This window comes from Janibacter sp. HTCC2649 (genome assembly GCF_000152705.1).
Lineage (GTDB): Bacteria > Actinomycetota > Actinomycetes > Actinomycetales > Dermatophilaceae > Knoellia.
Genome location: NZ_CH672413.1, coordinates 82,014 through 102,680, shown reverse-complemented (window position 1 = coordinate 102,680; position 20,667 = coordinate 82,014). Strand labels below are relative to the sequence as shown.

Sequence of the window (20,667 nt, the reverse complement as noted above, 5' to 3'; positions counted from 1 at the left end):
GTGGACAGCGCTCACGCACGAGGTGACGAAGAATCGCCACGTCCGTCGTCCACCACTTCTCCCGGCACCGACGCGCCGTGACCCGAACCGCGACCCGTGGAGCGCTCCCACGCGAGGAACTCCTCGGTCTCCGTGACGAGCTGCGCCGCCAGCCACGAGCCGACCATCGCGTCGTCGGCCAGACCGAGCGCGCCGAGGATGCCCTCGGGCAGCAGGTCGACCGGCGAGACGAGGTAGCCGGCCGCTCCCAGGATCATGAGGAGTCGCCCGACGGACGTCCCCTTGTACTCACCCGACCGCACGGCCTTGACCAGACGCGGCACCGCCTGGGCGCGTTCGACCATGGACGGCCCACCGGGACGGGTCGCGATGCGCACCGCCGTCGCGAGGCTCTTGAACGTGGACACCTTGGACGCCATGGCCATGATCAGGCTCCCGTGATCTGCGCCGTCGCCGGCGGGAACTCGCGGCGGGCATTGTCAGCGATGCGGTTGAGCAGCCAGCCGTCCAGTCCGGCCCCGACGACGCCACCGACGAGCGGCACGTTGCGACCGAAGCGGCTGAACGTCTTCTTGCCCGCGGTCGACAGGAGCCGGAAGCCGATCGCCTTGTTGACCACCATGAGGGCCGGGCCGGGCAGGCGCTGGGCCGCGAGGTTGGTGAGGCGCCCCGTCGGCGCGACCATGCCCGCCTTCTTGAGCAGGTCGTCTGCGTCCGCGCCCACGAGGGTGAGGAGCACGGCCGTGCGGATCTGCGGCTGGCTGATGTCGTGGCCGCGCAGTGAGGCGACGGCGCCGGTCATGCGCGTGGCCAGCAGGTAGAAGCCGAGGACGTTGGCGGGCAGCGAGATCGGCAGGGTGATGAACCCGCCGATGCTGGTGACGAAGCCGCCTGCTGCAGCGAGCTTCAGGTGGCTCTTGACGACGCTGCCAACGGCCTCGTCGACGTTGCCGTTGTGCTTCTTGAGCGCGGCGGCGGCGACCTTGGCGGCTGAGTCGAACGGCCCCTTGCCGTCAATCCCCGTGTCGAGGAGGTTCTCGACGAGCTTGGCGGCGTGGTTGCCGACGAATCCCTGGTCCTTGGGGGCTTCCTGCGCCTGCTCGAGCGCCGACTTGGTCTGTGCGACCTGGTCCTTGGCGTCCTTGGCGTCGTCCTTGCCGAATCCGAAGAGTCCCATCGTGGCCTCCTGTGGCGCGCCCGGTCCGACCGGGCCGCCGTAGCGAAGTGTGTGTCTCGATCGATCCTGCCACGTCAGAGCGGGTATGCCGGTCGTCACGGGGTGTCACCGACCTCACCTAGGCTGCCGCCCATGGCAACCCCAGCGACAGGCGTCGACCTCGTCGCCGTCGTCGTCCACCGGGGGCGTGCCGCGCTCGTGGGGGCGGGCCTTCGCGTCGTCGGATCGGTCGGCGAGGTTGCTTCCGCGATGGTCACCTCCGAGTCGACGTCCCGACCGCGATGGGTCTGGTGGTCTGCTGCGTATGCCGGTGAGCTGGTTGCCGCTGCCGGCTCCCCTCTCGCTCGGGTCTGGGACCTCGCCGAGGCCCATCGCATCGTGCACGGCGGATGGAAGGCCGAGCCCGGCCGCGTCTGGGCGGGAGCACACGGCATACCCGTGGCGACCATGCCGACCCCGTCGGGAGGTGACCTCTTCGACTTCACCGGCTCCGACGGCATCGGTCCCGAGGAGCTCGTCCGGGGTGACGGGCACCTGCGTGCCGACGCGGCCTCTGGCTGGCTCGAGACCGACGAGCGGTTGCTGCGCTGGGCCGAGGCTGCACTCGAATGCGCTGTGCGACAACGGGATCGAGCCGAATCCTTGGGTGCTCGCATCGTGGGCACCATTCACTCCGAGTCGGCGGCGGCGCTCATGTGCCTTGAGCTCGAGGAGGGTGGGCTGCCCGTCGACCGAGCCGTGATGGAACGGCTCATCGGGGAGTTCGCGGGACCGCGGGCGGCATCGGAGGAGGCCGCAGCGGTGGCCCGGCGCGAGCGCGACGCCGAGGTGCTGCGGCACGTGCCCGGGCGCGAGTCGACCGACCTGCGCAACCCGCTGCAGGTGCGCGACATGCTCGCCGGGGTCGGGGTCGACGTGCCCAACACGCGCAAGTGGGTGCTGGACGCCTATCGCCACGTGCACCCCGTCGTCGACGCGTTGTTGGCCTGGCGCAAGGCCGAGCGCATTGCCACGACATATGGCTACCGGTGGCTCGACCAGTGCGTCGGTCCGGACGATCGACTGCGTGGCGGGTGGACGGCATGCGACGGGGCGGCGGGTCGGATGACGGCCGAGAACGGCCTGCACAACCTGCCGGCGGCGCTGCGCTCCGGTGTGGCTGCGCATCCGGGCCATGTCTTCGTCCGCGCCGACCTCGGACAGATCGAGCCGCGCGTGCTGGCGGTGGTGTCGGGCGACCCGGCGTTCGCCGAGGCGACGCGGGCCGATGACCTCTACGCGCCGGTGGCATCGCGCCTCGGCGTGGATCGGCCGGTCGCCAAGATCGCGGTGTTGGCGGCGATGTATGGGCAACGCTCTGGGGCGGCCGGTGAGGCGCTCAAGGGGCTGGAGCGGGCGTATCCCGTGGCGATGGGACTGCTCGACCGGGCCTACGACACGGGGGTGCGCGGTGAACCGCTGCGGACCTTTGGCGGGCGCCTCATCCCGACGGGACGGTTCCTGGCCCAGTCCCCGGTGGGGACGAACCCGGCGCTCGATGCGGCGCGCGGGCGGTTCGCACGCAACGCGATCATTCAGGGGGCAGCGGCCGAGCTCTTCAAGGCGTGGGCGGCGACCGTGCGGGCGCTGGGGACGCCGATGGGCGCGCAGATCGTGCTGTGCCTGCACGACGAGCTCCTCGTGCACGCGCCGGAGTCACGGGCTGCCGAGGTGGCGGCGCTGGTGGACCAGTCGCTGGCCGATGCGTCGCGACGTTGGGCGGCTGGTGCGCCGGTGCGGTTCGTCGCGGACACGTCAATCATCGCGCGCTGGTCCGACGCCAAGGACTGACCCGCCCCGCCCCTACGCCGTTCGCGACTTCGTGCCCGATACGGACAAACTCGCTGGAGCTCGCCGTCCGTGTCGGGCACGAGGTCGGCGTGGGGCAGTCAGTCGTCGCTGACGTTGCGGAGGAACTCCTCGATGTCCGCGCCGAGCTCGTCGGCCGACGGGAGGTCCTCGGCCTCGGTGGCGAGCAGGCTCGGCCGCTCCTGACCCTCGACGAACGCGTCGTACTGCTGCTCCAACGCGCTGACGATCTGTCCGGCGTCGGCGTTGTCGTTGAGCTCGGAGGCGATCTCGCGGTTGTTGATGCCAGCCTTGGCGATGAGGTCGTCGTTGGGCAGGTTGAGCCCGGTCGCATCGGTGATGGCATTGAGCGCAGCGAGTGCACCCTCGGCCCACTCGGCCTGCGCGAGGTACTGCGGGACATGGATCGCGAAGCCCAGGGCGTCGCGCCCGGCCTCGCCGAGGCGCAGCTCGAGGAGCGCCGGGAACGACGCAGGAACCTGGATCTGGCCGAACGGTGACTCCTTGCCACCGACAAGGCGCGGGTCGGTGGCGTGAGCGGTCATGCCGACGGGACGCGTGTGCGGAACGCCCATGGGGATGCCGTGGCTGGTGACGACGAGAGAGATGCCGAGCAGCTGGATGAGCTGACGGATCGCCTCGATCGTGCGCTCCCACTGGAAGTCCGGCTCGGGACCCGTGAGGAGGTAGTAGGTCTGCCCGTCCCGGTCGCTCATGCGGTAGAGCACCATCGACGGGTCGGCATAGCTCTCCCACCGGTTGGTGTCGAAGACCATCGCCGGACGACGGCCGCGGTAGTCGAGGAGGGCGTCCACGTCGAAGGTCGCGACGACCTCGGCCTCACTCGTGTCGACGAGGTGGGTTCCGAGGATGCGCTGGATGTTGCCGGCGTCGATGAAGGCGCCGAGCAGCACGATGAGTGCGCCCGGTTCGCGGGTGGGCGCGGGTCCATCAAATTCGAAACGGTAGAGATCAGACGGGTTCTGCACGGGGACTTACCTCTCAGGGGGGTCACGTGTTGGTTGGAACGTGTCGAGCCCCGCTGAGATTCCCTCAACGGGCTCGTTCCACCGCTCGGAGCATCATCGACCGCAGCACCGGCCCGTGCAACACGCCCACAGGGACGAAGTAGAGCCGTCCGCGCCAGTTGTGGTGGACGACCACGGTGGTGGCCCGAAGCAGCCCGGCCTCATCGTCGACAGCGACGCCCAGCCGGAAGAGCAGGTGCGGCTCGTCATGGGTGACCAGGGCCTCCCCGTCGGCGACGTCCTCGACCTCGAAGGGATTCGAGGCTCGTTCGCGCGCTTGATTGAGCCCGATGAACGGGACGAGGACAGCCCGCAGACCGAAGAGCGCCTTGACCGCGATCGGGAGGCTGCGCCGGTCGAAGATGGCCCGGACCCAGTCGTCGGGAGCGATCCCGGTCGCGCCACGCAGGGGCACGAGCTGGACGTCGGCGAAATCGGGCTCGGGCACCCCGTCGAGGGCGCGACTCGCGAACCCCGGTCTGCCGCTCACGGTGACACCGCCGCGATGGCGGCCCGGACGCGCTTCTCGCTCACCGGGTGGGCGGTGCCGAGCGCCTGCGCGAAGAGGCTGACGCGCAGCTCCTCGATCATCCAGGCGATGTCGGTCACCGCGGGTGCCCGCCGTCCCGTTGGCGGGAGGGCGTCCAACAAGTCGGCGTATGCCGTCTCGATCGCGTCGATCTGTGTCTGCAGTTGCGCTTCGCGAGGGTTGGTCGCGGCCTTCTCGAGGCGTTGGAGCATCGCGCGCAGGTAGCGCTGGAGGTGCGGCAGCCGATCGAGTCCACTGTCGGCGACGAAGCCGGGCCGGATCAGGCCGTCGAGCTGTGCCCGGACGTCGGCAAGGGTGACGGCGAGGCTGTTCCGGACGGCGCTCGCCCCGAGGGAGTCGAGCCGTCGCCGGACGTCCGTCGCGAGAGCCAGGACCGGCTCGACTGCCTCGATGACCAGGAGCACCCGGGTGACGACATGGGCTCGCACTGCCGCGTGAGCGGTCTCGAACTCGGCCTTGGTGCGCACCACTCCCCCGTGGCCCTGCCCGTCTCCCAGTTCCGCGACGATCGAGTCGACCGCCGCTGCGAGGCAGTCCTCGAGGAGGGCGGGCACCGAGCCGTGCGGGTTCTGGCCGAGAGCGAGCTTCTGGGCGTTGCTGAGGCGGGCGAGGACACGCTTCCACGGAGCCGTGGTGTTGAGGAGCAGAAGCCGTCGCACACCGGCGCGATGGGCTGCCAGCGCCGAACCTGCGTGATCGAGGACCCGGAGCGACACGCTGGAGCCTTCATCGACGAGGGCGGGGTGGCCCTGGATGGTGTGGCCGCCGGATCGCCCTTCGAACGTGCTCGGCACCTCCTCGACGCTCCACTCGGTGAGGCCGCTGCGTTCGATGGACGCGCCCGCCTTGGCCATGCCCTGCCGGACAGCGCCCTGTGACTTGGGGCGCAGCTCGTCGAGGTCCTTGCCGCGGGCGATGACCCGGCCGCCCGGGCCCTCGACCGAGAAGGTGATGCGCAGATGGTCCGCCACCCGCTCCCAATCCCACTCGGCTGTGGGGATGGTGACGCCAACGCGGCTGCGCAGCACCCGGGCCAGCTCGTCGGTGAAGGCCTCACCGGACGACGGATCGGCGCCTGCCAGGGCCGCGCGGGCGTGGTCGGGTGTGGGGACGAAGTGACGACGCGTCGCCTTGGGCAGCGACTTGAGGAGGGCAACGGCCAGGTCCTCGCGCAGGCCCGGCACCTGCCAGTCGAAGCCTGTCGGCACCACCTGGTTGAGGATCGCCGTCGGGACGTGGACGGTCACTCCGTCAGCGTCCGCGCCCGGCGAGAACTGATAGGTCACGTCGAGGTCGAGCTCGCCCTGCCGCCACGTGCGCGGGTAGTCGTTCGCCGACACGGTGTCGACGTCCTCGCGGGTGAGGAGCTCCTCGGTGAAGGTCAGCAGGTCGGGACGGCTGCGCTGCTCGCCCTTCCACCAGCGATCGAAGTGCCGCACAGAGGTGACCTCCGGGGGGACGCGCGCGTCGTAGAACGCGAACACCACCTCGTCATCGACGATGAGATCACGACGGCGGGCGCGCTCCTCCAGCTCCGAAAGGCGCTGCAGGAGTTCGGTATTGGCCTTCCAGAACTTGTGGTGCGTGTCCCAGTCGCCTTCGACGAGAGCGTTGCGGATGAAGAGGTCGCGCGCTTCCTCCGGGTTGATCCGGCCGTAGAGCACCGTCCGGTCGACGATGAGGGGCACGCCGTAGAGGGTCACACGCTCGGAGGCGATGACGCTGCCCTTGGACTTGGACCAGCGCGGCTCACTGAAGGTGCGCTTGATGACGTGCGCGCCGACCTCCTCCGCCCACTCGGGGTCGATCGCGGCGTTCACCCGGGCCCACAGGCGCGTCGTCTCGACGAGCTCCGCGGCCATGACCACGTCGGGCTGCTTCTTGAACAGGCCCGAACCGGGATTGATGCCGAAACGCGAACCCCGCGCGCCGGCATACTCACGTTTTTGCTCGTCGCGGACGCCGATGTGGGACAGGAGACCAGCGAGCAGTGCCCTGTGGACGACGTCCCAGTCGGGTTCGCCGTCGGGTGTGGTCGTGCTCTGGTCGGGGTCGATCCGGGCTGCCTTGCAGGCACTGCGGAGCTGCTGGTGCAGGTCCTGCCACTCGCGGATGCGCAGATAGTGCAGGAACTCCGCCTTGCACATGCGGCGAAATGCGCTGCCGGACAGGGCCTTCTGCTGTTCCTTGAGGTAGCGCCACAGTGAGTGGAAGCCGGCGAAGTCGGAGGTCTCGCTCTTGAAGCGCGCGTGCTGCTGCTGTGCCTGCGCCTCCTTGTCGACCGGGCGCTCGCGGGGGTCCTGGATGGTGAGCGCCGCGACGATGACAAGGACCTCGCGGGTGCAGCCGAGGCGGTTGGCCTCGATGATCATGCGGCCCATGCGCGGATCGAGCGGCAGCCTTGCGAGAGTCTTCCCGTATGCCGTGAGTCGCCTTTCGCCGCGCCTCCCCTTGCCGTCCTGGAGGGCGTTGAGCTCGTCGAGGAGACGGACCCCATCGACGATCTGCTTCGGGTCGGGGGCGTCGACGAACGGGAAGCGGGCGATGTCACCGAGGCCCAGGGCGGTCATCTGCAGGATGACGGCAGCCAGTGAGGTGCGCAGGATCTCGGGCTCGGTGAACTCTGCGCGTGACTCGAAGTCCTCCTCCGAATAGAGCCTGACCGCAATGCCATCCGCGACCCGGCCACATCGCCCGGACCTCTGCGAGGCGCTGGCCTGCGAGATCGGCTCGATGGGCAGGCGCTGGACCTTGGTGCGCTGGGAGTAGCGGGAGATGCGGGCGGTGCCGGTGTCGATGACGTAGCCGATGCCCGGGACCGTCAGCGAGGTCTCCGCGACGTTGGTGGCGAGGATGATGCGGCGGCCCTTGCCCCGAGTGAAGACGCGGTGTTGCTCGTTGGCGGACAGGCGGGCGTAGAGCGGGAGGACCTCGGTGCTCGGCAGGTTGAGGCCGTTGAGTGCGTCGGCGGCATCGCGAATCTCTCGCTCACCCGAGAAGAACACGAGGATGTCGGTCGCGCTGTGGCCGGGCGGGGTCTCGGTCCAGAGCTCCGTGACGGCGTCGCAGACCGCAGTGACCTGGTCGCGTTCCTCGATGATCGCGCCAGCGTCGGTGCGTTCCACGAGAGGTCGGTAGCGGACCTCGACGGGGAAGGTGCGCCCGGAGACCTCGATGATCGGAACCTCGCGCACGACGTCCCCGCGGGCATCGGTGGAGAAGTGCTCGGCGAAGCGGGCCGGGTCGATGGTGGCCGAGGTGATGACGACCTTGAGGTCGGGTCGGCGCGGGAGCAGCGACTTGAGGTAGCCGAGGATGAAGTCGATGTTGAGCGACCGCTCGTGGGCCTCGTCGATGATGATCGTGTCGTAGCGGCGCAGGTCCCGGTCGCGCTGCATCTCCGCGAGGAGGATGCCGTCGGTCATGACCTTGAGCCGGGTCCGGTCGCTGCTGTGGTCGGTGAAGCGGACCTGGTAGCCGACGAGGTCGCCGAGCTCGACCTCCATCTCCTCGGCGATGCGTTCGGCGACGGAGCGGGCGGCGATGCGGCGGGGCTGCGTGTGCCCGATCTGGCCGCTGCTGCCGAGGCCGAGCTCGAGGCACATCTTGGGGAGCTGGGTGGTCTTGCCAGAGCCGGTCTCTCCCGCGATGACGACGACCTGGTGGTCGCGCAGGGCGGCGAGGATGTCGTCACGGCGTTCGACGACAGGGAGCTGTTCGGGGTACCTCAGCTGCGCGGGGTCGATGGGTCCGCCCTGCGTGGGGGCGGAGTCGACGACGCTGCTCCCCGTGTTTTGCTCTGGCTGCGGCACGCGCTCAAGGATAGGTCGGCGCCGACACCTTCTCCTCCGGCTTTTCGCCCAGGGCGTTGGCGGCCCCTTCCTTGAGCTTCGGCACGGCACGCTCCAACGTCGAACCAGCGACGAACATCCTCTGTGCGTTCGGCCCTCCCGCCGATGCTGCACGAAGGTCGTCGAGGAAGACCTTGTCGACCTGCCTCTGGGTCACGGCCTTGGCCTGACTACGCCAGATCTTCGCCTTCTCCCCCAAAGGCATGCCCTTGGTCGGGAGCATCGACGGAATCTTCGGGAGGGGAATGACCATCCGGCTCTCCGGGAAACGTCCTTCCACGGCCGTGCCCAGCTTTGGGTACTTCTTGTGCAGTTCTTCTCGGGTCCCTATGAAAAGCCGCTCCTTGGTCGAGAGCTGCTCACCGGCGTAGGCGCGCTTGCCATCGGCAAGACGCGACATCGAACGGGAGCCTGCGAGTGCACCGGACTTCAGGCCCTTGGCGCCCATCAGCGTGCCGCTCGCGGCGACGTTGACACCCACTTGCTTCCAGCTCCCTTCCCCATAGAACAGGCGAAGGCCTACCCCGCTGACGCCGCCGGCGATGTCCCCGGCCGTACCCAAGGCGTTCAGGATGGGGAACCTGCGCGTCGCGGGAGGGATGTAGGACATCTCCTCAGAAAACTCATCCATCTTCGCCAGCACGCTGTAGAAGGCGCTGTCATCGAGAAGGTCGTGCGCCAGATGGCGCAGCTGCCGAGCCAGGCCCCGGTCAGCTGCGGTGAAGGATCTCCAAGCGGCCGCATGGTCGTCCTCGGCCGACTGCATCGCTTGGAGGGCGTGCCTCTGACGGTCTTCAACGTTCACTTGGTCCGGCGTACCCATCACCGAGGCGAGGAGGTCCTCAAGGCGGAAGTACTCACGTGTGGACGCCTCGTGGCGTGAGGCGGCCGCGTTGGCACGTGCCTGCGCGGGCTCGAGCTCGTCCGAGAACGTCATGAGCGCGGAAGCAGTGCCCGCATACCGGTCAATCAGTGCATCCAGGATCGGTGGTGACTGCCGCACCGCTGCCTCGAACAGGTCTCCGGCAGGGCTGTCCCACGAGGCGCCAGCCTTGATGCCGACGAGGACAGCGTTCATCGAGGTGAGTTTGACTGCTGCCGCTCGCAAGGTGCGGGAGAGCGCGCGCACCGCCTCCGCATTGCCTTCGATGGGCGCGAGGGTTTGGCCGATCACCGCGTTTCACCACCGAACATGCGCCGAGCTTCGACTTCGGTTTCGACATACCCCTGGCCCGCGTTCTGGGCTTTGTCACTGAGGTCACGCAGGACTTTGGCCAGGAGCAACCGGTTGCGACGCCACCCGTAGAGGAGCTCATCGAACGCCTCTGAGGATTGGCCCCCGCCCATGGCCCACCGATCGACCTCCCCGTCCTTGGTCGACTCAAGATCGCTCGCGACGTCCCCCAAGGACACACCGAGGGCTGCGATCACCTCGGCACCGATCTGCATCCGTGTCATGGCTCAGACGCTAGATCGAACCGCGAAACTCACCGCAGAGTTATCCACAGTGAGCCTTCGCTCGCCCACGGTGGGCACCATTTGCGCCTCATCACGGAAACCCACCCTTCCCCCCGGAAAGGATCCGGGGGGAAGGGCCACGTTCCGTGATGAGGCGGAAAAGGTGAGGTGATCTGGGGGTTGGGTCAGGCGCCCTTGGCTGCGACGAAGCCGAGCTCGAGGTCGGCGAGGATGTCGTCGATGTGCTCGATGCCGACCGCGAGCCGCACCAGCCCGGGCGTCACGCCCGCAGCGAGACGATCCTCGTCCGGCCCCTGCGAGTGCGTCGTCGACGCCGGGTGGATGACGAGCGAGCGCACATCGCCGAGGTTCGCCACGTGCGAATGGAGCCGCAGCGCCTCGACGAACGCCCGCCCGGCCTCCGCCCCACCAGCAATCTCGAACGCGAGCACCGCACCCGACCCCTTGGGGGTGTACTTCTGAGCCAGGTCGTAGAAGGCGTCACCGGGCAGCGACGCCCACCGCACCGACTCCACCTGGTCGTGCCCCCGCAGGAAGTCGGCCACGGCCCTGGTGTTCTCGAGGTGGCGGTCGATCCGCAGGCTCAGGGTCTCGATGCCCTGGGAGATGAGGAACGCATTGAAGGGCGCGACGGCCGGCCCGAGGTCACGCAGCAGCTGCACCCGCGCCTTGAGGATGTAGGCGAGGTTGGCACCCAGGGCCGAGCCGACGCCGAGATCACGCGCGAACACGAGCCCGTGATAACTCTCCTCGGGCGTGTTGAAGTTCGGGAACTTCTCCGGGTCGGCGCCGAAGTCGAACGTCCCGCCGTCGACGATGACTCCGGCAATCGTCGTCCCGTGCCCACCGAGGTACTTCGTCGCCGAGTGCACGACGATGTCCGCGCCGTGCTCGAGCGGCCGCAACACATACGGCGTCGCGACGGTGTTGTCGACGACGAGCGGAACACCCACACCATGTGCCACCGCCGCTACCGCTTCAATGTCCAGGATCTCGATCTTGGGGTTCGAGATCGTCTCGCCGAAGAAGAGCTTCGTGTTGGGGCGCACCGCTGCTCGCCACGACTCGGGATCGGTCGAGTCCTCGACGAACGTCACCTCGATGCCGAACTTCGGCAGCGTGTGCTTGAGCAGGTTGAACGTGCCGCCGTAGAGCGACGGGGACGCGACGATGTGGTCGCCGGCCTCGGCGATGTTGAGGATCGCGATGGTCTCCGCGGCCTGACCCGAGGCCACGAGCAAAGCGCCGACGCCGCCTTCCAGCGAGGCGATGCGTTGCTCCACGACGTCCTGGGTCGGGTTCATGATGCGCGTGTAGATGTTGCCGAACTCCTTGAGCGCGAACAGGTTGGCCGCCTGCTCGGTGTCCTTGAAGACGTAGGAGGTCGTCTGGTAGATCGGTAGCGCGCGGGCGCCGGTCGTCGGGTCGGGCACCTGTCCGGCGTGGATCTGCCGGGTCTCGAACGACCAGTTCGGGGTGCCAGAAGTTGCGTCGTCAGCCATCGCAAAAGCTCCTTGTATGCCGTGCTTGCGGGCGCCGGTCGACGCTCCGCCTGGTCTTCACCCGGGGCACCCCACCGCGGTTGGAGGGTTGCCGGCCAGCGAGCCGGGGCTTGTCGCTGGCACTCATGACCTGTGGTTGAAACGTTAACGCCGCCGCCCCTGCCCGCGGGAGCGGTGTCTCTGATCGTGGACCGCCATAGGCAGGCATGATGAGTCACATGACTTTCCACGTCGATGAGTACAAGGCGGCCCCTGGCCGCTACCGCGCGGGTATGCCGTATCGCCGGGCCGGGCGGTCCGGTCTCGACCTCCCTGCAATCTCTCTCGGCCTGTGGCACAACTTCGGTGACGACGTGCCCCTCGACCGTCAGCAGGCGATCCTGCGCCGCGCGTTCGACAGGGGCATCACCCACTTCGACCTGGCCAACAACTACGGACCGCCCTACGGTTCGGCCGAACGCAACTTCGGCTCGCACTTCGCCCGTGACTTCAAGCCCTACCGCGACGAGCTCATCATCAGCAGCAAGGCTGGCTACGACATGTGGCCGGGCCCCTATGGCCAGGGCGGCGGCGGCCGCAAATACGTCCTCGCCAGCGCGGACCAGTCACTCCAGCGCATGGGCCTGGACTACGTCGACATCTTCTACAGCCACCGCTTTGACGAGACCACTCCGCTCGAGGAGACGATGGGCGCACTCGATTCCCTTGTGCGACAGGGCAAGGCGCTCTACATCGGCATCTCGTCCTACTCCGGCCCTCGCACCCGTGAGGCCATCGAGATCCTGCGTGAGCTCGGCACTCCCCTGCTCATCCACCAGCCTGCGTACTCGATGCTCAACCGCTGGGTCGAGGAGGACCTGCTCGACGTCCTCGGTGAGACCGGCGTCGGCTGCATCGCGTTCTCACCCCTGGCCCAGGGCATGCTGACGAGCAAGTACCTCAAGGGAATCCCCGAGGGATCTCGTGCGTCGCAAGGCAAGAGCCTCAGCCCGGAGCTCCTCACCGAGGACTCGCTCAAGCACGTGCGCGCCCTCAACGCGATGGCCAAGAAGCGCGGTCAGACCCTCGCGCAGATGGCCTTGGCCTGGCTGCTCAAGGACTCCCGTGTGACGTCGGTCCTCGTCGGCGCCTCGAGTGTCGAACAGCTCGACGACAACCTGCTCGCGGTCAAGAACATCACGTTCAGTGATGCCGAGCTCAAGGCCATCGACAAGCACGCGGTCGACGCGGGCATCAACCTCTGGGCGAAGTCCTCACGCGGCTGATGTTCGAACGCGATTGAGCCACCAGATGCCGAGCATCGGCAGGAACAGCGGCACGTAGCCGTAGCCGGAACCAAAGTGCGACCAGACCGTCTTGTCCGGGAAGGCGCTCGGCACGGCATACGACAAGGCTCCGACGACAAGGACACCGACGAGCTCGACGGTGCACGCGAGAAGGGCGATGCGGGTGCTTCGACGATCGCCGCGAGCCATCCCGATGGTCGCCACGATGTAGATGACGGCCGCGAGCGCCGACAGCACGTAGGCCAGCCGCGCCCGGTCGAAGTACTCGACGATCTGGAGGATCGAGCGACCGGTCGCGGCCAGCGCCAGGACGCCATAGACGGCGACGAGGATGCGCCCGGGGCCGCGGGCTGAATGCGTCTCGGTTGCGGAGGGCGTGTCAGGCATGAAGACCCCAGATCTGCTGCAGACGAAGGCTCATCACCGCGACGGCGAAGGCACCGACGGCGATCGAGGCCATGGCCCACCGCGTCTTGTCCTTGATGGCGCTCCACACGGTGATGGCAAGGACAAAAGGCAACGTGACGAGGTATGCCGTGAACGTCGCCTTCGGCTCCGTGCCCTCCAGCGACGCGATGCCGAAGAGGCCACGGACGAGCTGGACGAGGACGCCGACCTCGACGATGGCGGCCAGACCGAGGACGACGTTGCCGATGAGCCGGTCGAACAGGGCATAGCCGGCAGCGACCACGGTGAGCAGGAAGGCTGCCGCGACGAGCACTTGGGTGAGCGGGAGGAGCACGGCGGACAGCCTACGTCGCAAGGATGTGGTCTCCCGTCACCTCCCCGAGTCACGGTCAGCAACCTTTGGTTGGATGCGGACATGACATCTGCAGAGATCGGTGACCAGCGCATCGAGTACGTCATCGACGGCCCTGACGACGGCGAACCCATCCTGCTCATCATGGGAATGGGGGCGCAGCTCGTCGCGTGGCCGCCGGACTTCGTCGAGCTGCTCGTGGCTCACGGCTTCCGGGTCATCCGCTATGACAACCGCGATCAGGGGCTGTCGTCGTTCACGGACGGCCCGCCACCCAGGCGTGGCGATGTCGCCAAGGGCCTGGCGGCGCGCCGGTTCGCCAAGGCGGACTACACGCTCGTCGACCTCGCGGGCGACGCCGCCGGTCTCCTGACCCACCTTGGCATCGACTCGGCCCACGTCGTGGGTGCATCGATGGGCGGGATGATTGCTCAGGAGCTCGCTCTCAACCACCCCGACCGGGTGCTCTCTCTGTGCTCGATCATGTCGAACACGGGGCACCGTCGCTTCGGCCGCACCTCGGCACGCCTGCTGCCCGCCCTCGTCCGCCAGATCCGCGCGGTTCCGCCCACGACCCGCGACGAGGCATTGGAGCGCAGTGTCGATGCGTTCAGGGTCATCGCGGGCAGCGACTTCGACGATGCCGAGATGCGGGTCATGGCCGAGGCACACGTCGCGCGCGGTGCCGTCACGGCCACGAGTCGCGATCGTCAGCTCAACGCCATCAACGCCTCCGCGGACCGCACCTCACGACTGCACCGGATCACGGTGCCCACCCTCGTGATCCACGGGCTCAAGGACCTCTTGGTCCTGCCCAGCGGCGGGGTGGCCACGGCCCGCGCCATCCCCGGATCGAGGCTGCTGATGTTCCCCGAGATGGGGCATGACCTCCCCCGTGGACGTCGTGTCGAGATCACTGACGCGATCGCGCAGAACGCAGCTCGCTCTTCGCACGCAGGGTGAGGGAGACGGCTGCCGCAGCGATCACGACTGCGGCAACAAGGGCCGTCGCCCCGACGACGCTCGAACGCGGCTCGTCGGTGAACCGCCCGACTGCCAGCCACGACAGCCCCCACACGGTCGCCGCCGCGACTCCCCACCGGGTCGGCTCGGCGCGCATCAACCCCACGGCCAGCGCCGTCACGACGACGAGCGCCATCACGGCGGCGCCCACCGCTGCCCCGCCCCGGGTGAAGTCGAAGCCGCTACCGGCCACAGCCGCAGCGATGTTGGCGAATGTGGCCACGGCGACCCAGCCGAGGTAGAGCCCCACAGTTCCTCGGACGATCCACGTACCCACCACGTCGCCCGCATCGTCACCCATGGCCGCCAGTTCCAGAGCCAGCCGCATGAGGACGAGCAACAGCAGGAGGATGACGACGACGCTGAACCACACCCAGCCCTGCTGGGTCACGAGCAACCACATCGCATTGAGCACCATCGATGCCGCAACCCACCACCCGGTGCGCTGGGCCAGCTCACTGCTGCCGCCCCGGGGGAGCCACTGCCACACCGTGTAGGCGGCCAGGCCGACGTAGATGACCGACCAGATGGAGAAGGCCGGACCTGCGGGGGCGAGCAAGGTCGCGTCGGCCGCGAGGGAGCCACCGGCAGACTCCTCGACCCGCGTGCCAATCACCCCGACCCCGACGAGCGTGCCCAAGATGCAGAAGATCTCGGCGAGGGTGACGCCGATCTGGCGCGTGCGATCCGTGGACAACATGGACACGAACTTATGCTGCGTCCGTGAGCAATGCACCCGAACCCACCGACGCAGCCGAGGATGCCGTGGTGATCGAGTCACTGGTCGCCGAGTTCTTCGCCGCTTTCACCACGTCCCCCGACCTCGACCGGCGGATGGACCGGCTGCGGGCGATGTTCCTGCCCGGCGCCCGCATCGTGTCGGCCGCAGGCCCGGCCCTGACGGCATACAGCGTCGAGGAGTTCATCGAGCCGCGGCGCGCGATCCTCTCCGACGGCACTCTGCGCGACTTCAGCGAATGGCCGACCTCAGGTCACGTCGAGATCTTCGGTGACGTCGCCCACTGGTTCGGTCACTACGCAAAGCAGGGAGTCCAGCGGGACGAGCCCTTTGAGGGACGTGGCGGGAAGTCCATCCAGTTCGTCCGCTCGGCCGGCACGTGGCTCATCGCCGCGGCTGCCTGGGACGACGAGCCGCCCGCCGAAGACTGACGGAACGGGGAGTTCTCCCCATTCCACGAAGTCTGGGCTCGCCCTAGGTTGGACGCATGACGATCCGGATCAAGGCCGGAGAGGTGCGCGCTGCGTGGGATCTCGGGGCCAAGGAAGCGCGCACCGACCTGGGGAACACGAGCACCGACCTCACGGACGCGCAGGGGACGTCCATGGGTGACCTCGCTGACGATCTGACGTACGCCGTGGGTCGGCTGCGTGGGGTCACGACGACGACGAACCGGGTCATCGACTCGTTCAGGACGAACGTCGACTCGTGCCTCACGACCTACGCGACGACCGACCAGGCCTCCGCAGGAAGCTTTGCCGCCCTCATGCCACCGCAGCCATGAGCCGGGTGTGAAGAAGAGATGAGCACCGTCACCGACATCATCGACAAGCTGCAGGGCGTCCTCGCCGACCTGCAGCACATTGACCTGTGGCCCCCGTGGGATGCGGCCCAGACGATCGTCGACCTCATCGGCACGATGGTCGAGATCGCCACGGAGGCACCGGATCCGGCACCGACCGACGTCGACGACGCGGCTGCCGCATGGCGTCGCCTCGGCCGGACATGGAGCGGCGCCTGCACCGACGTGGGACGCACGAACACCAAGACGACGATCGACATCTGGGAGGGCGACGCCGGCACCGGGTACCGCTCCTCCCTCACGGCCCTGGTGGACCGCATGGACTCGGTCGAGCCGGCCACGGGGAAGATCGACAGCGCGCTGGGGACCCTGAGCACCAAGATGACCGACGCCCGCAAGCGGCACGGCGACGCCTGGGACGAGCTCAACAAACACACGTCGATCTCGTGGGGCGACCTGTGGCCGTGGGAGCTCAAGGACTACATCGCCGGCATCCTGCGCGCCGTCGTCCATGGCGCCCAGGAACTCCTCGGCGCCTACCAGGACGCCCACTCGGCCATCAGCACGGCGGCGCGGGACATCCGCAACGCCATCGATGAGCTCGAGCTCCCGCACGAGCTCCCCGATGGAGTGAGTCCGGTCAGCGGCGTGAACCTCTTCATCGGTGGTGGTGACGGGAACGACTCAGGACCGTTGCGCGGCAACGTGGTCGAGCGGGCCAACAGGGCCATGGACGCGATGACCCCCGAGGAACGCGCGGAAGCCCAACGTCTTCTCGCGAACGCACCAGATGAAACCGCTCGCGGCTGGCTGCTCGCCGCGATCGCGGCCGGTGCCACAGGCGCGGCACTGCTCAACTACTCGACGAGGCTCGGCCAGATGAGCGACAAGGAGCGGAAGGCTCTCGACCCCACCGCGCACCCGGGCGTGTTCACCCAACCCGACGGGACGACGTGTGGTTCGTCGAGTCTGCTTCTGGCAAAGATGCTCAACGACCCTCTCTTTGCCATGCAGATCATGACGGGGTACGACCCACGGACAGGTCAGGACGAGGGCGATCCCGGCGCCGTCAAGATCGATCGCAACCCACTTGACGGGAGCGACGAATTCATCAACAAGTACACAGCGATGCACAACCGGTTCCAACAGGCCGCGATCGAGATGCATCACCAGACCAACGGGTTGACCACCCATGACGGCAATTTCAACGGGTGGTGGCCCGAGGCTGCCGGAACGAGCCCCGGATCCGCCGCGCGGCAGATGTCTGGCGACGGTGGTTCAGGGACGGGAGGCGGCTACGAAACTCGCTATGTCGACCCCGACAACGCCGGTGAGACCTACGACCGGATCGCGCGCGCGGCCGACACCGGGCAGGCCGTCCCGGTGTACACGTATGACGACAACGACGAGGGCAGCGGGTCACACATCGTCCTTGTCACAGGTACTGAGAACGGCAACCTCCGTGTCTACGACCCCGAGACAGGCGTCACCGGGGTCGCGACCCGCGAGGACTTCGACTCGCGCCAGCTCCATGAATCGATGGGTTGGGACAAGCCACTCGTCGCCATCCTGCCCCCCGAATGACGACGTGGCAGGCTGACTTCATGAGCGCACGCCGACTGACAACGACGATCGCGCTCGGGGGTCTTGGGATTGGACTCCTCAGTGGATGCGTCCCCAGGGACGGCCGCACGTTCCCCAATGCCACCGACGTCACCCGCGCCCAACAGGTCTGGGGCGACCCGTGGTTGGCACCTGGAGACACGCAGACGGTTGAACCGAAGGCAGGCTCAGATGTGCGTCGCGACGTCGCGCGCCGGGGCTACCTCACTGCCGCGTCAACTCGCTCGGCCGTCGCCACCGAAGTCCGAGCCGCGCTCGCCTCAGGCTGGAACCTGGTCGGCGTCGAGTGCGAACCGGACACCCAGGAGTCCGCCGGGACCATCACAGCCGAACTGACTCGTGGGAGCACCGTGGATGACGGTCGATATGTCGTGGTCCAGGCATTCCCACCGCTCCCCGAGGCCGCGGCGGGGCGTCCTACCCAGGTCGGGCTTGCCGCCTACGTGGCTCACCACCTGGACACGTCGTGGCCAGCATCTGAACGACAAGCCATCGGGCTGGAGGGCAGTTGCCTCCTTTCCACCGCATTGCCCCCATTGCCGTCCCCCTCGCCGACGCAACCTTCGGAGTCGCCCTCCGCCTCACCCTCGTGGGCCAGGCCCGACCTCCCCGGAGAACAGGTCCCAGAGCCGGAATGGCCCGGGGATCCCTTTCCTGATGATCTGCGCGATGCCATGGAGAACCTTCGCGACGACACGGCTCTCGGTGCACTCGGGGTGACCTTGCAAGACGTTGGTGATCCCGAAGACTCAGGACCACACATCTCCGTCCAAAGCCCGGAGAAGCCCATCACGGCACCCACCGATCTCACTCAGACCGTTGCCTCCCTCACGTCGCAGGGATGGACCCTGACGTATGCCGGGTGCATCGGTCCCGGTGCCCCGAACCTTGCCGAGTTGTCCCGTCCCGCAGGCAAGCGCACGGCAGTGCTTCGCCTGTCACAGGTCCCAGCGACGGCCGGCGCCTCACCGGTCGAGGCGAAGGTGGTCGTGTCGACGCCGGGCTACAGTCCTGCAGCACCGGCGGCCATCAGTGAGCCGTGCTTCGCGGAAGCGGCGCCGCAAACAACGTTCTCCCACAGGGGAGTTCCCAGCCTTGGACCGACGAGGATGCTCCCCCTCCAACGCTGAACTCGCGATCCGGGCACGCGAGGCCGTGACGAGACGTCTCGAGGGGAGGACACTGGCGGCATGGCAGTCGAGATACCCGCACGCGGCAAGCGTGGCGCCAAGCTCCCTCCGCTCCCCAAGTGGATCAAGCCCGCAGCTCTCTGGCTCTTCGAACGCCAGATGAAGGCCAAGGGCGCGCCGCTCGGCTACCTCACCACGATCGGTGCCAAGAGTGGCGTCGAGCGCCGCGTCCCGCTCCGGGTCTTCGTCGAGGGCGACGCCCAGTGGCTCGTCGTCGCGAGCCTGGGCGGCTCGGCCGGCAACCCCGCGTGGCTGCACAACCTGCGCGCGCACCCCGACCGAGTGACCTTCGAGGTCGACGGATCGACCCACAAGGTCTCGGCGCGAACCCTCGGGCCCGAGGAGCGAGCGGTCGCGTGGACCCGAATCGTGCGAGATGCGCCGAACTTCGGCGACTACGAGAAGAGCACCGACCGGGTCATCCCGGTCATTCAGCTGACCCGCACGGACACCTGAACCGCGAAGGTCCTGCCGAACGCGTCAGATCTGACACGTTCGGCAGGACCTTGTGGTCTCGGGTCCGCTCTTCCAGAACTCAGGCGCTGGTGAGGGAATCCGTCACGGCAGCGACGAGCTGGTCGACCTCGTCCTCGGTGATGACGAGCGGCGGCGCGAGGCGGATCGTCATGCCGTGGGTGTCCTTGGCAAGGATCCCGCGGTCCATGAGTCGCTCACACAGCTCTCGGCCGCTGGGGCCACCGGGCGTGACGTCGAGTCCGGCCCACAGCCCGCGCACGCGCACGGCGTCGAGCCCGTTGCCGACGAGCGGCTCGAGCCCGGCCAGCAGGCGTGCACCCAGCCGGCGCGCACGCTCCTGGAACTCACCGGTGGCGAGCAGACGGCATACCTCGTGTCCGATCGCGGCAGCGAGCGGGTTTCCACCGAAGGTGGAGCCGTGCGACCCGGGCGAGATGACGCCGAGGACGTCCTTGTCGGCCGCAACGGCAGAGACCGGATAGAGGCCACCACCGAGGGCCTTGCCCAGGATGTACATGTCGGGCACGACCTCCTCGAGGTCGCACGCGAACGTCGTGCCGGTGCGGGCCAGACCCGACTGGATCTCGTCGGCGACCATGAGGACGTTCTCCTCGGTGCACAGGGCACGCAGGTCGCGCAGGAAGCCCTCGGGCGGGACGACGACGCCACCCTCACCCTGGATCGGCTCGAAGAGCACGGCCACCGTGAACTCGTCCATCGCAGCGCGCACGGAGTCGATGTCGCCGTAGCGCACCGCACGGAATCCCGGCGTGTAGGGGCCGTAGTTGTCGTGCGCGATCTTGTCGTCGGAGAAGCTGATGATCGTCGTGGTGCGGCCGTGGAAGTTGCCCTCCATGACGATGATGTTGGCCTGGTCCTCGGGGACGTTCTTGACCTCGTAGCCCCACTTGCGGCTGACCTTGAGCGCGGTCTCGACGGCCTCGGCGCCGGAGTTCATCGGCAGGACCATGTCCTTGTGGGTGAGCTCGGCGAGGGCCTGCGAGAACGGTCCGAGCTGGTCGTTGAAGAACGCGCGGCTCGTGAGCGTCAGGGTGCCGAGCTGCTGGCGCGCGCGCTCGACCAGCTGCGGGTGCGAGTGACCGAAGTTGAGGGCCGAGTAGCCGGCGAGACAGTCGAGGTAGCGCTTGCCGTCGACGTCCGTGACCCAGGCGCCCTCACCACTCGCGATGACCACCGGCAGCGGGTGGTAGTTGTGCGCCGCATAGCGCTCGGTCGTCTCGATGTGCTGCTCGGTGCTCACCGGTGCGGTGGTCTGCTCGGGCGTCATTCTTGGCTCACTCCTTCGTCGTGTGGTCGCGATCACTGTATCCG

The 20,667-nt window shown here is 68.0% G+C and carries 19 protein-coding genes and 1 riboswitch; of the genes, 7 read left to right on the top strand and 12 right to left on the bottom strand.

Going from position 1 to position 20,667, the window contains the following annotated elements:
• Nucleotides 1-11 precede the first annotated feature (11 nt).
• Both JNB_RS00545 and JNB_RS00540 read right to left on the bottom strand, forming a co-directional pair.
• The gene (locus JNB_RS00545) at nucleotides 12-425 is read right to left on the bottom strand and encodes a YkvA family protein (protein ID WP_009774425.1); all 414 of its coding nucleotides are present in this window, start codon (nucleotides 423-425) and stop codon (nucleotides 12-14) included.
• A 2-nt stretch (nucleotides 426-427) separates the two neighbouring features.
• Entirely contained in the window at nucleotides 428-1,177 is a 750-nt protein-coding gene (locus tag JNB_RS00540; protein WP_009774424.1) for an EcsC family protein, read from the bottom strand.
• A 132-nt stretch (nucleotides 1,178-1,309) separates the two neighbouring features.
• Between JNB_RS00540 and JNB_RS00535 the strand changes: the two genes are divergently transcribed.
• The gene (locus tag JNB_RS00535) at nucleotides 1,310-3,007 is read left to right on the top strand and encodes a DNA polymerase (protein WP_009774423.1); all 1,698 of its coding nucleotides are present in this window, start codon (nucleotides 1,310-1,312) and stop codon (nucleotides 3,005-3,007) included.
• Between the two features lie 98 nt (nucleotides 3,008-3,105).
• On the opposite strand, the gene JNB_RS00530 is transcribed toward JNB_RS00535, so the two are convergent.
• The 6 genes from JNB_RS00530 to JNB_RS00505 form a co-directional block, all read right to left on the bottom strand.
• On the bottom strand, nucleotides 3,106-4,014 hold the full coding sequence (locus tag JNB_RS00530) for a PAC2 family protein (RefSeq protein ID WP_009774422.1): 909 nt from the start codon (nucleotides 4,012-4,014) through the stop codon (nucleotides 3,106-3,108).
• Between the two features lie 64 nt (nucleotides 4,015-4,078).
• On the bottom strand, nucleotides 4,079-4,543 hold the full coding sequence (locus JNB_RS00525; protein ID WP_009774421.1) for a DUF2867 domain-containing protein: 465 nt from the start codon (nucleotides 4,541-4,543) through the stop codon (nucleotides 4,079-4,081).
• A complete protein-coding gene (gene hrpA, locus JNB_RS00520) occupies nucleotides 4,540-8,415 on the bottom strand; it encodes an ATP-dependent RNA helicase HrpA (protein ID WP_009774420.1) in 3,876 nt (1,291 codons plus the stop codon). Before hrpA ends, JNB_RS00525 begins: the two co-directional genes overlap by 4 nt.
• Before the next feature lie 4 nt (nucleotides 8,416-8,419).
• Nucleotides 8,420-9,628 carry a hypothetical protein gene (locus JNB_RS00515; RefSeq protein ID WP_009774419.1) on the bottom strand — a complete coding sequence of 403 codons (1,209 nt, stop codon included), beginning with the start codon at nucleotides 9,626-9,628 and terminating at the stop codon, nucleotides 8,420-8,422.
• Nucleotides 9,625-9,912: a WXG100 family type VII secretion target gene (locus JNB_RS00510; RefSeq protein WP_148232259.1), complete on the bottom strand. Its 288-nt coding sequence runs from the start codon at nucleotides 9,910-9,912 to the stop codon at nucleotides 9,625-9,627. The genes JNB_RS00515 and JNB_RS00510 overlap by 4 nt, the downstream gene beginning before the upstream one ends.
• Before the next feature lie 185 nt (nucleotides 9,913-10,097).
• Nucleotides 10,098-11,435 carry a bifunctional o-acetylhomoserine/o-acetylserine sulfhydrylase gene (locus JNB_RS00505; protein ID WP_009774417.1) on the bottom strand — a complete coding sequence of 446 codons (1,338 nt, stop codon included), beginning with the start codon at nucleotides 11,433-11,435 and terminating at the stop codon, nucleotides 10,098-10,100.
• A gap of 16 nt (nucleotides 11,436-11,451) precedes the next feature.
• A riboswitch (SAM riboswitch) is annotated at nucleotides 11,452-11,566 on the bottom strand.
• A gap of 87 nt (nucleotides 11,567-11,653) precedes the next feature.
• Between JNB_RS00505 and mgrA the strand changes: the two genes are divergently transcribed.
• Nucleotides 11,654-12,700 carry an L-glyceraldehyde 3-phosphate reductase gene (gene mgrA / locus JNB_RS00500; RefSeq protein WP_040883402.1) on the top strand — a complete coding sequence of 349 codons (1,047 nt, stop codon included), beginning with the start codon at nucleotides 11,654-11,656 and terminating at the stop codon, nucleotides 12,698-12,700.
• On the opposite strand, the gene JNB_RS00495 is transcribed toward mgrA, so the two are convergent.
• Together JNB_RS00495 and JNB_RS00490 are read right to left on the bottom strand one after the other, a co-directional pair.
• Entirely contained in the window at nucleotides 12,689-13,108 is a 420-nt protein-coding gene (locus JNB_RS00495; protein ID WP_009774415.1) for a hypothetical protein, read from the bottom strand. The two genes, mgrA and JNB_RS00495, sit on opposite strands and share 12 nt — an antisense overlap.
• Nucleotides 13,101-13,463 carry a hypothetical protein gene (locus tag JNB_RS00490; RefSeq protein WP_009774414.1) on the bottom strand — a complete coding sequence of 121 codons (363 nt, stop codon included), beginning with the start codon at nucleotides 13,461-13,463 and terminating at the stop codon, nucleotides 13,101-13,103. The genes JNB_RS00495 and JNB_RS00490 overlap by 8 nt, the downstream gene beginning before the upstream one ends.
• An 81-nt stretch (nucleotides 13,464-13,544) precedes the next feature.
• Here JNB_RS00490 and JNB_RS00485 point away from each other — a divergent pair, with 81 nt between their 5' ends.
• Nucleotides 13,545-14,444 (top strand): alpha/beta fold hydrolase, encoded by a 900-nt coding sequence (locus JNB_RS00485; protein WP_009774413.1) that lies wholly within the window; start codon nucleotides 13,545-13,547, stop codon nucleotides 14,442-14,444.
• On the opposite strand, the gene JNB_RS00480 is transcribed toward JNB_RS00485, so the two are convergent.
• The gene (locus JNB_RS00480) at nucleotides 14,395-15,204 is read right to left on the bottom strand and encodes a tryptophan-rich sensory protein (protein ID WP_009774412.1); all 810 of its coding nucleotides are present in this window, start codon (nucleotides 15,202-15,204) and stop codon (nucleotides 14,395-14,397) included. The genes JNB_RS00485 and JNB_RS00480 overlap by 50 nt on opposite strands.
• 23 nt (nucleotides 15,205-15,227) lie before the next feature.
• Here JNB_RS00480 and JNB_RS00475 point away from each other — a divergent pair, with 23 nt between their 5' ends.
• The 4 genes from JNB_RS00475 (at nucleotide 15,228) to JNB_RS00455 (ending at nucleotide 19,314) form a co-directional block, all read left to right on the top strand.
• Complete coding sequence (locus JNB_RS00475) at nucleotides 15,228-15,674, top strand: nuclear transport factor 2 family protein (protein WP_009774411.1); 447 nt, start codon at nucleotides 15,228-15,230, stop codon at nucleotides 15,672-15,674.
• Between the two features lie 56 nt (nucleotides 15,675-15,730).
• On the top strand, nucleotides 15,731-16,027 hold the full coding sequence (locus JNB_RS00470; protein WP_009774410.1) for a hypothetical protein: 297 nt from the start codon (nucleotides 15,731-15,733) through the stop codon (nucleotides 16,025-16,027).
• An 18-nt stretch (nucleotides 16,028-16,045) separates the two neighbouring features.
• A complete protein-coding gene (locus JNB_RS00465; protein ID WP_009774409.1) occupies nucleotides 16,046-17,629 on the top strand; it encodes a hypothetical protein in 1,584 nt (527 codons plus the stop codon).
• A gap of 1,229 nt (nucleotides 17,630-18,858) precedes the next feature.
• The gene (locus JNB_RS00455; protein WP_009774407.1) at nucleotides 18,859-19,314 is read left to right on the top strand and encodes a nitroreductase/quinone reductase family protein; all 456 of its coding nucleotides are present in this window, start codon (nucleotides 18,859-18,861) and stop codon (nucleotides 19,312-19,314) included.
• Nucleotides 19,315-19,393: 79 nt separating this feature from the next.
• On the opposite strand, the gene rocD is transcribed toward JNB_RS00455, so the two are convergent.
• Nucleotides 19,394-20,623 carry an ornithine--oxo-acid transaminase gene (gene rocD / locus JNB_RS00450; protein WP_009774406.1) on the bottom strand — a complete coding sequence of 410 codons (1,230 nt, stop codon included), beginning with the start codon at nucleotides 20,621-20,623 and terminating at the stop codon, nucleotides 19,394-19,396.
• Nucleotides 20,624-20,667 lie beyond the last annotated feature (44 nt).

Excerpts from the sequence above, each read along its gene's own strand:
- JNB_RS00485 (WP_009774413.1), top strand. The coding sequence starts at position 13,545 with ATGACATCTGCAGAGATCGGTGACCAGCGCATCGAGTACGTCATCGAC.
- JNB_RS00540 (WP_009774424.1), bottom strand. The coding sequence starts at position 1,177 with ATGGGACTCTTCGGATTCGGCAAGGACGACGCCAAGGACGCCAAGGAC.
- JNB_RS00455 (WP_009774407.1), top strand. The coding sequence starts at position 18,859 with ATGGCAGTCGAGATACCCGCACGCGGCAAGCGTGGCGCCAAGCTCCCT.
- JNB_RS00480 (WP_009774412.1), bottom strand. The coding sequence starts at position 15,204 with ATGTTGTCCACGGATCGCACGCGCCAGATCGGCGTCACCCTCGCCGAG.
- JNB_RS00470 (WP_009774410.1), top strand. The coding sequence starts at position 15,731 with ATGACGATCCGGATCAAGGCCGGAGAGGTGCGCGCTGCGTGGGATCTC.
- JNB_RS00465 (WP_009774409.1), top strand. The coding sequence starts at position 16,046 with ATGAGCACCGTCACCGACATCATCGACAAGCTGCAGGGCGTCCTCGCC.
- JNB_RS00510 (WP_148232259.1), bottom strand. The coding sequence starts at position 9,912 with ATGACACGGATGCAGATCGGTGCCGAGGTGATCGCAGCCCTCGGTGTG.
- rocD (WP_009774406.1), bottom strand. The coding sequence starts at position 20,623 with ATGACGCCCGAGCAGACCACCGCACCGGTGAGCACCGAGCAGCACATC.
- JNB_RS00535 (WP_009774423.1), top strand. The coding sequence starts at position 1,310 with ATGGCAACCCCAGCGACAGGCGTCGACCTCGTCGCCGTCGTCGTCCAC.
- JNB_RS00495 (WP_009774415.1), bottom strand. The coding sequence starts at position 13,108 with ATGCCTGACACGCCCTCCGCAACCGAGACGCATTCAGCCCGCGGCCCC.
- JNB_RS00545 (WP_009774425.1), bottom strand. The coding sequence starts at position 425 with ATGGCCATGGCGTCCAAGGTGTCCACGTTCAAGAGCCTCGCGACGGCG.
- mgrA (WP_040883402.1), top strand. The coding sequence starts at position 11,654 with ATGACTTTCCACGTCGATGAGTACAAGGCGGCCCCTGGCCGCTACCGC.
- JNB_RS00505 (WP_009774417.1), bottom strand. The coding sequence starts at position 11,435 with ATGGCTGACGACGCAACTTCTGGCACCCCGAACTGGTCGTTCGAGACC.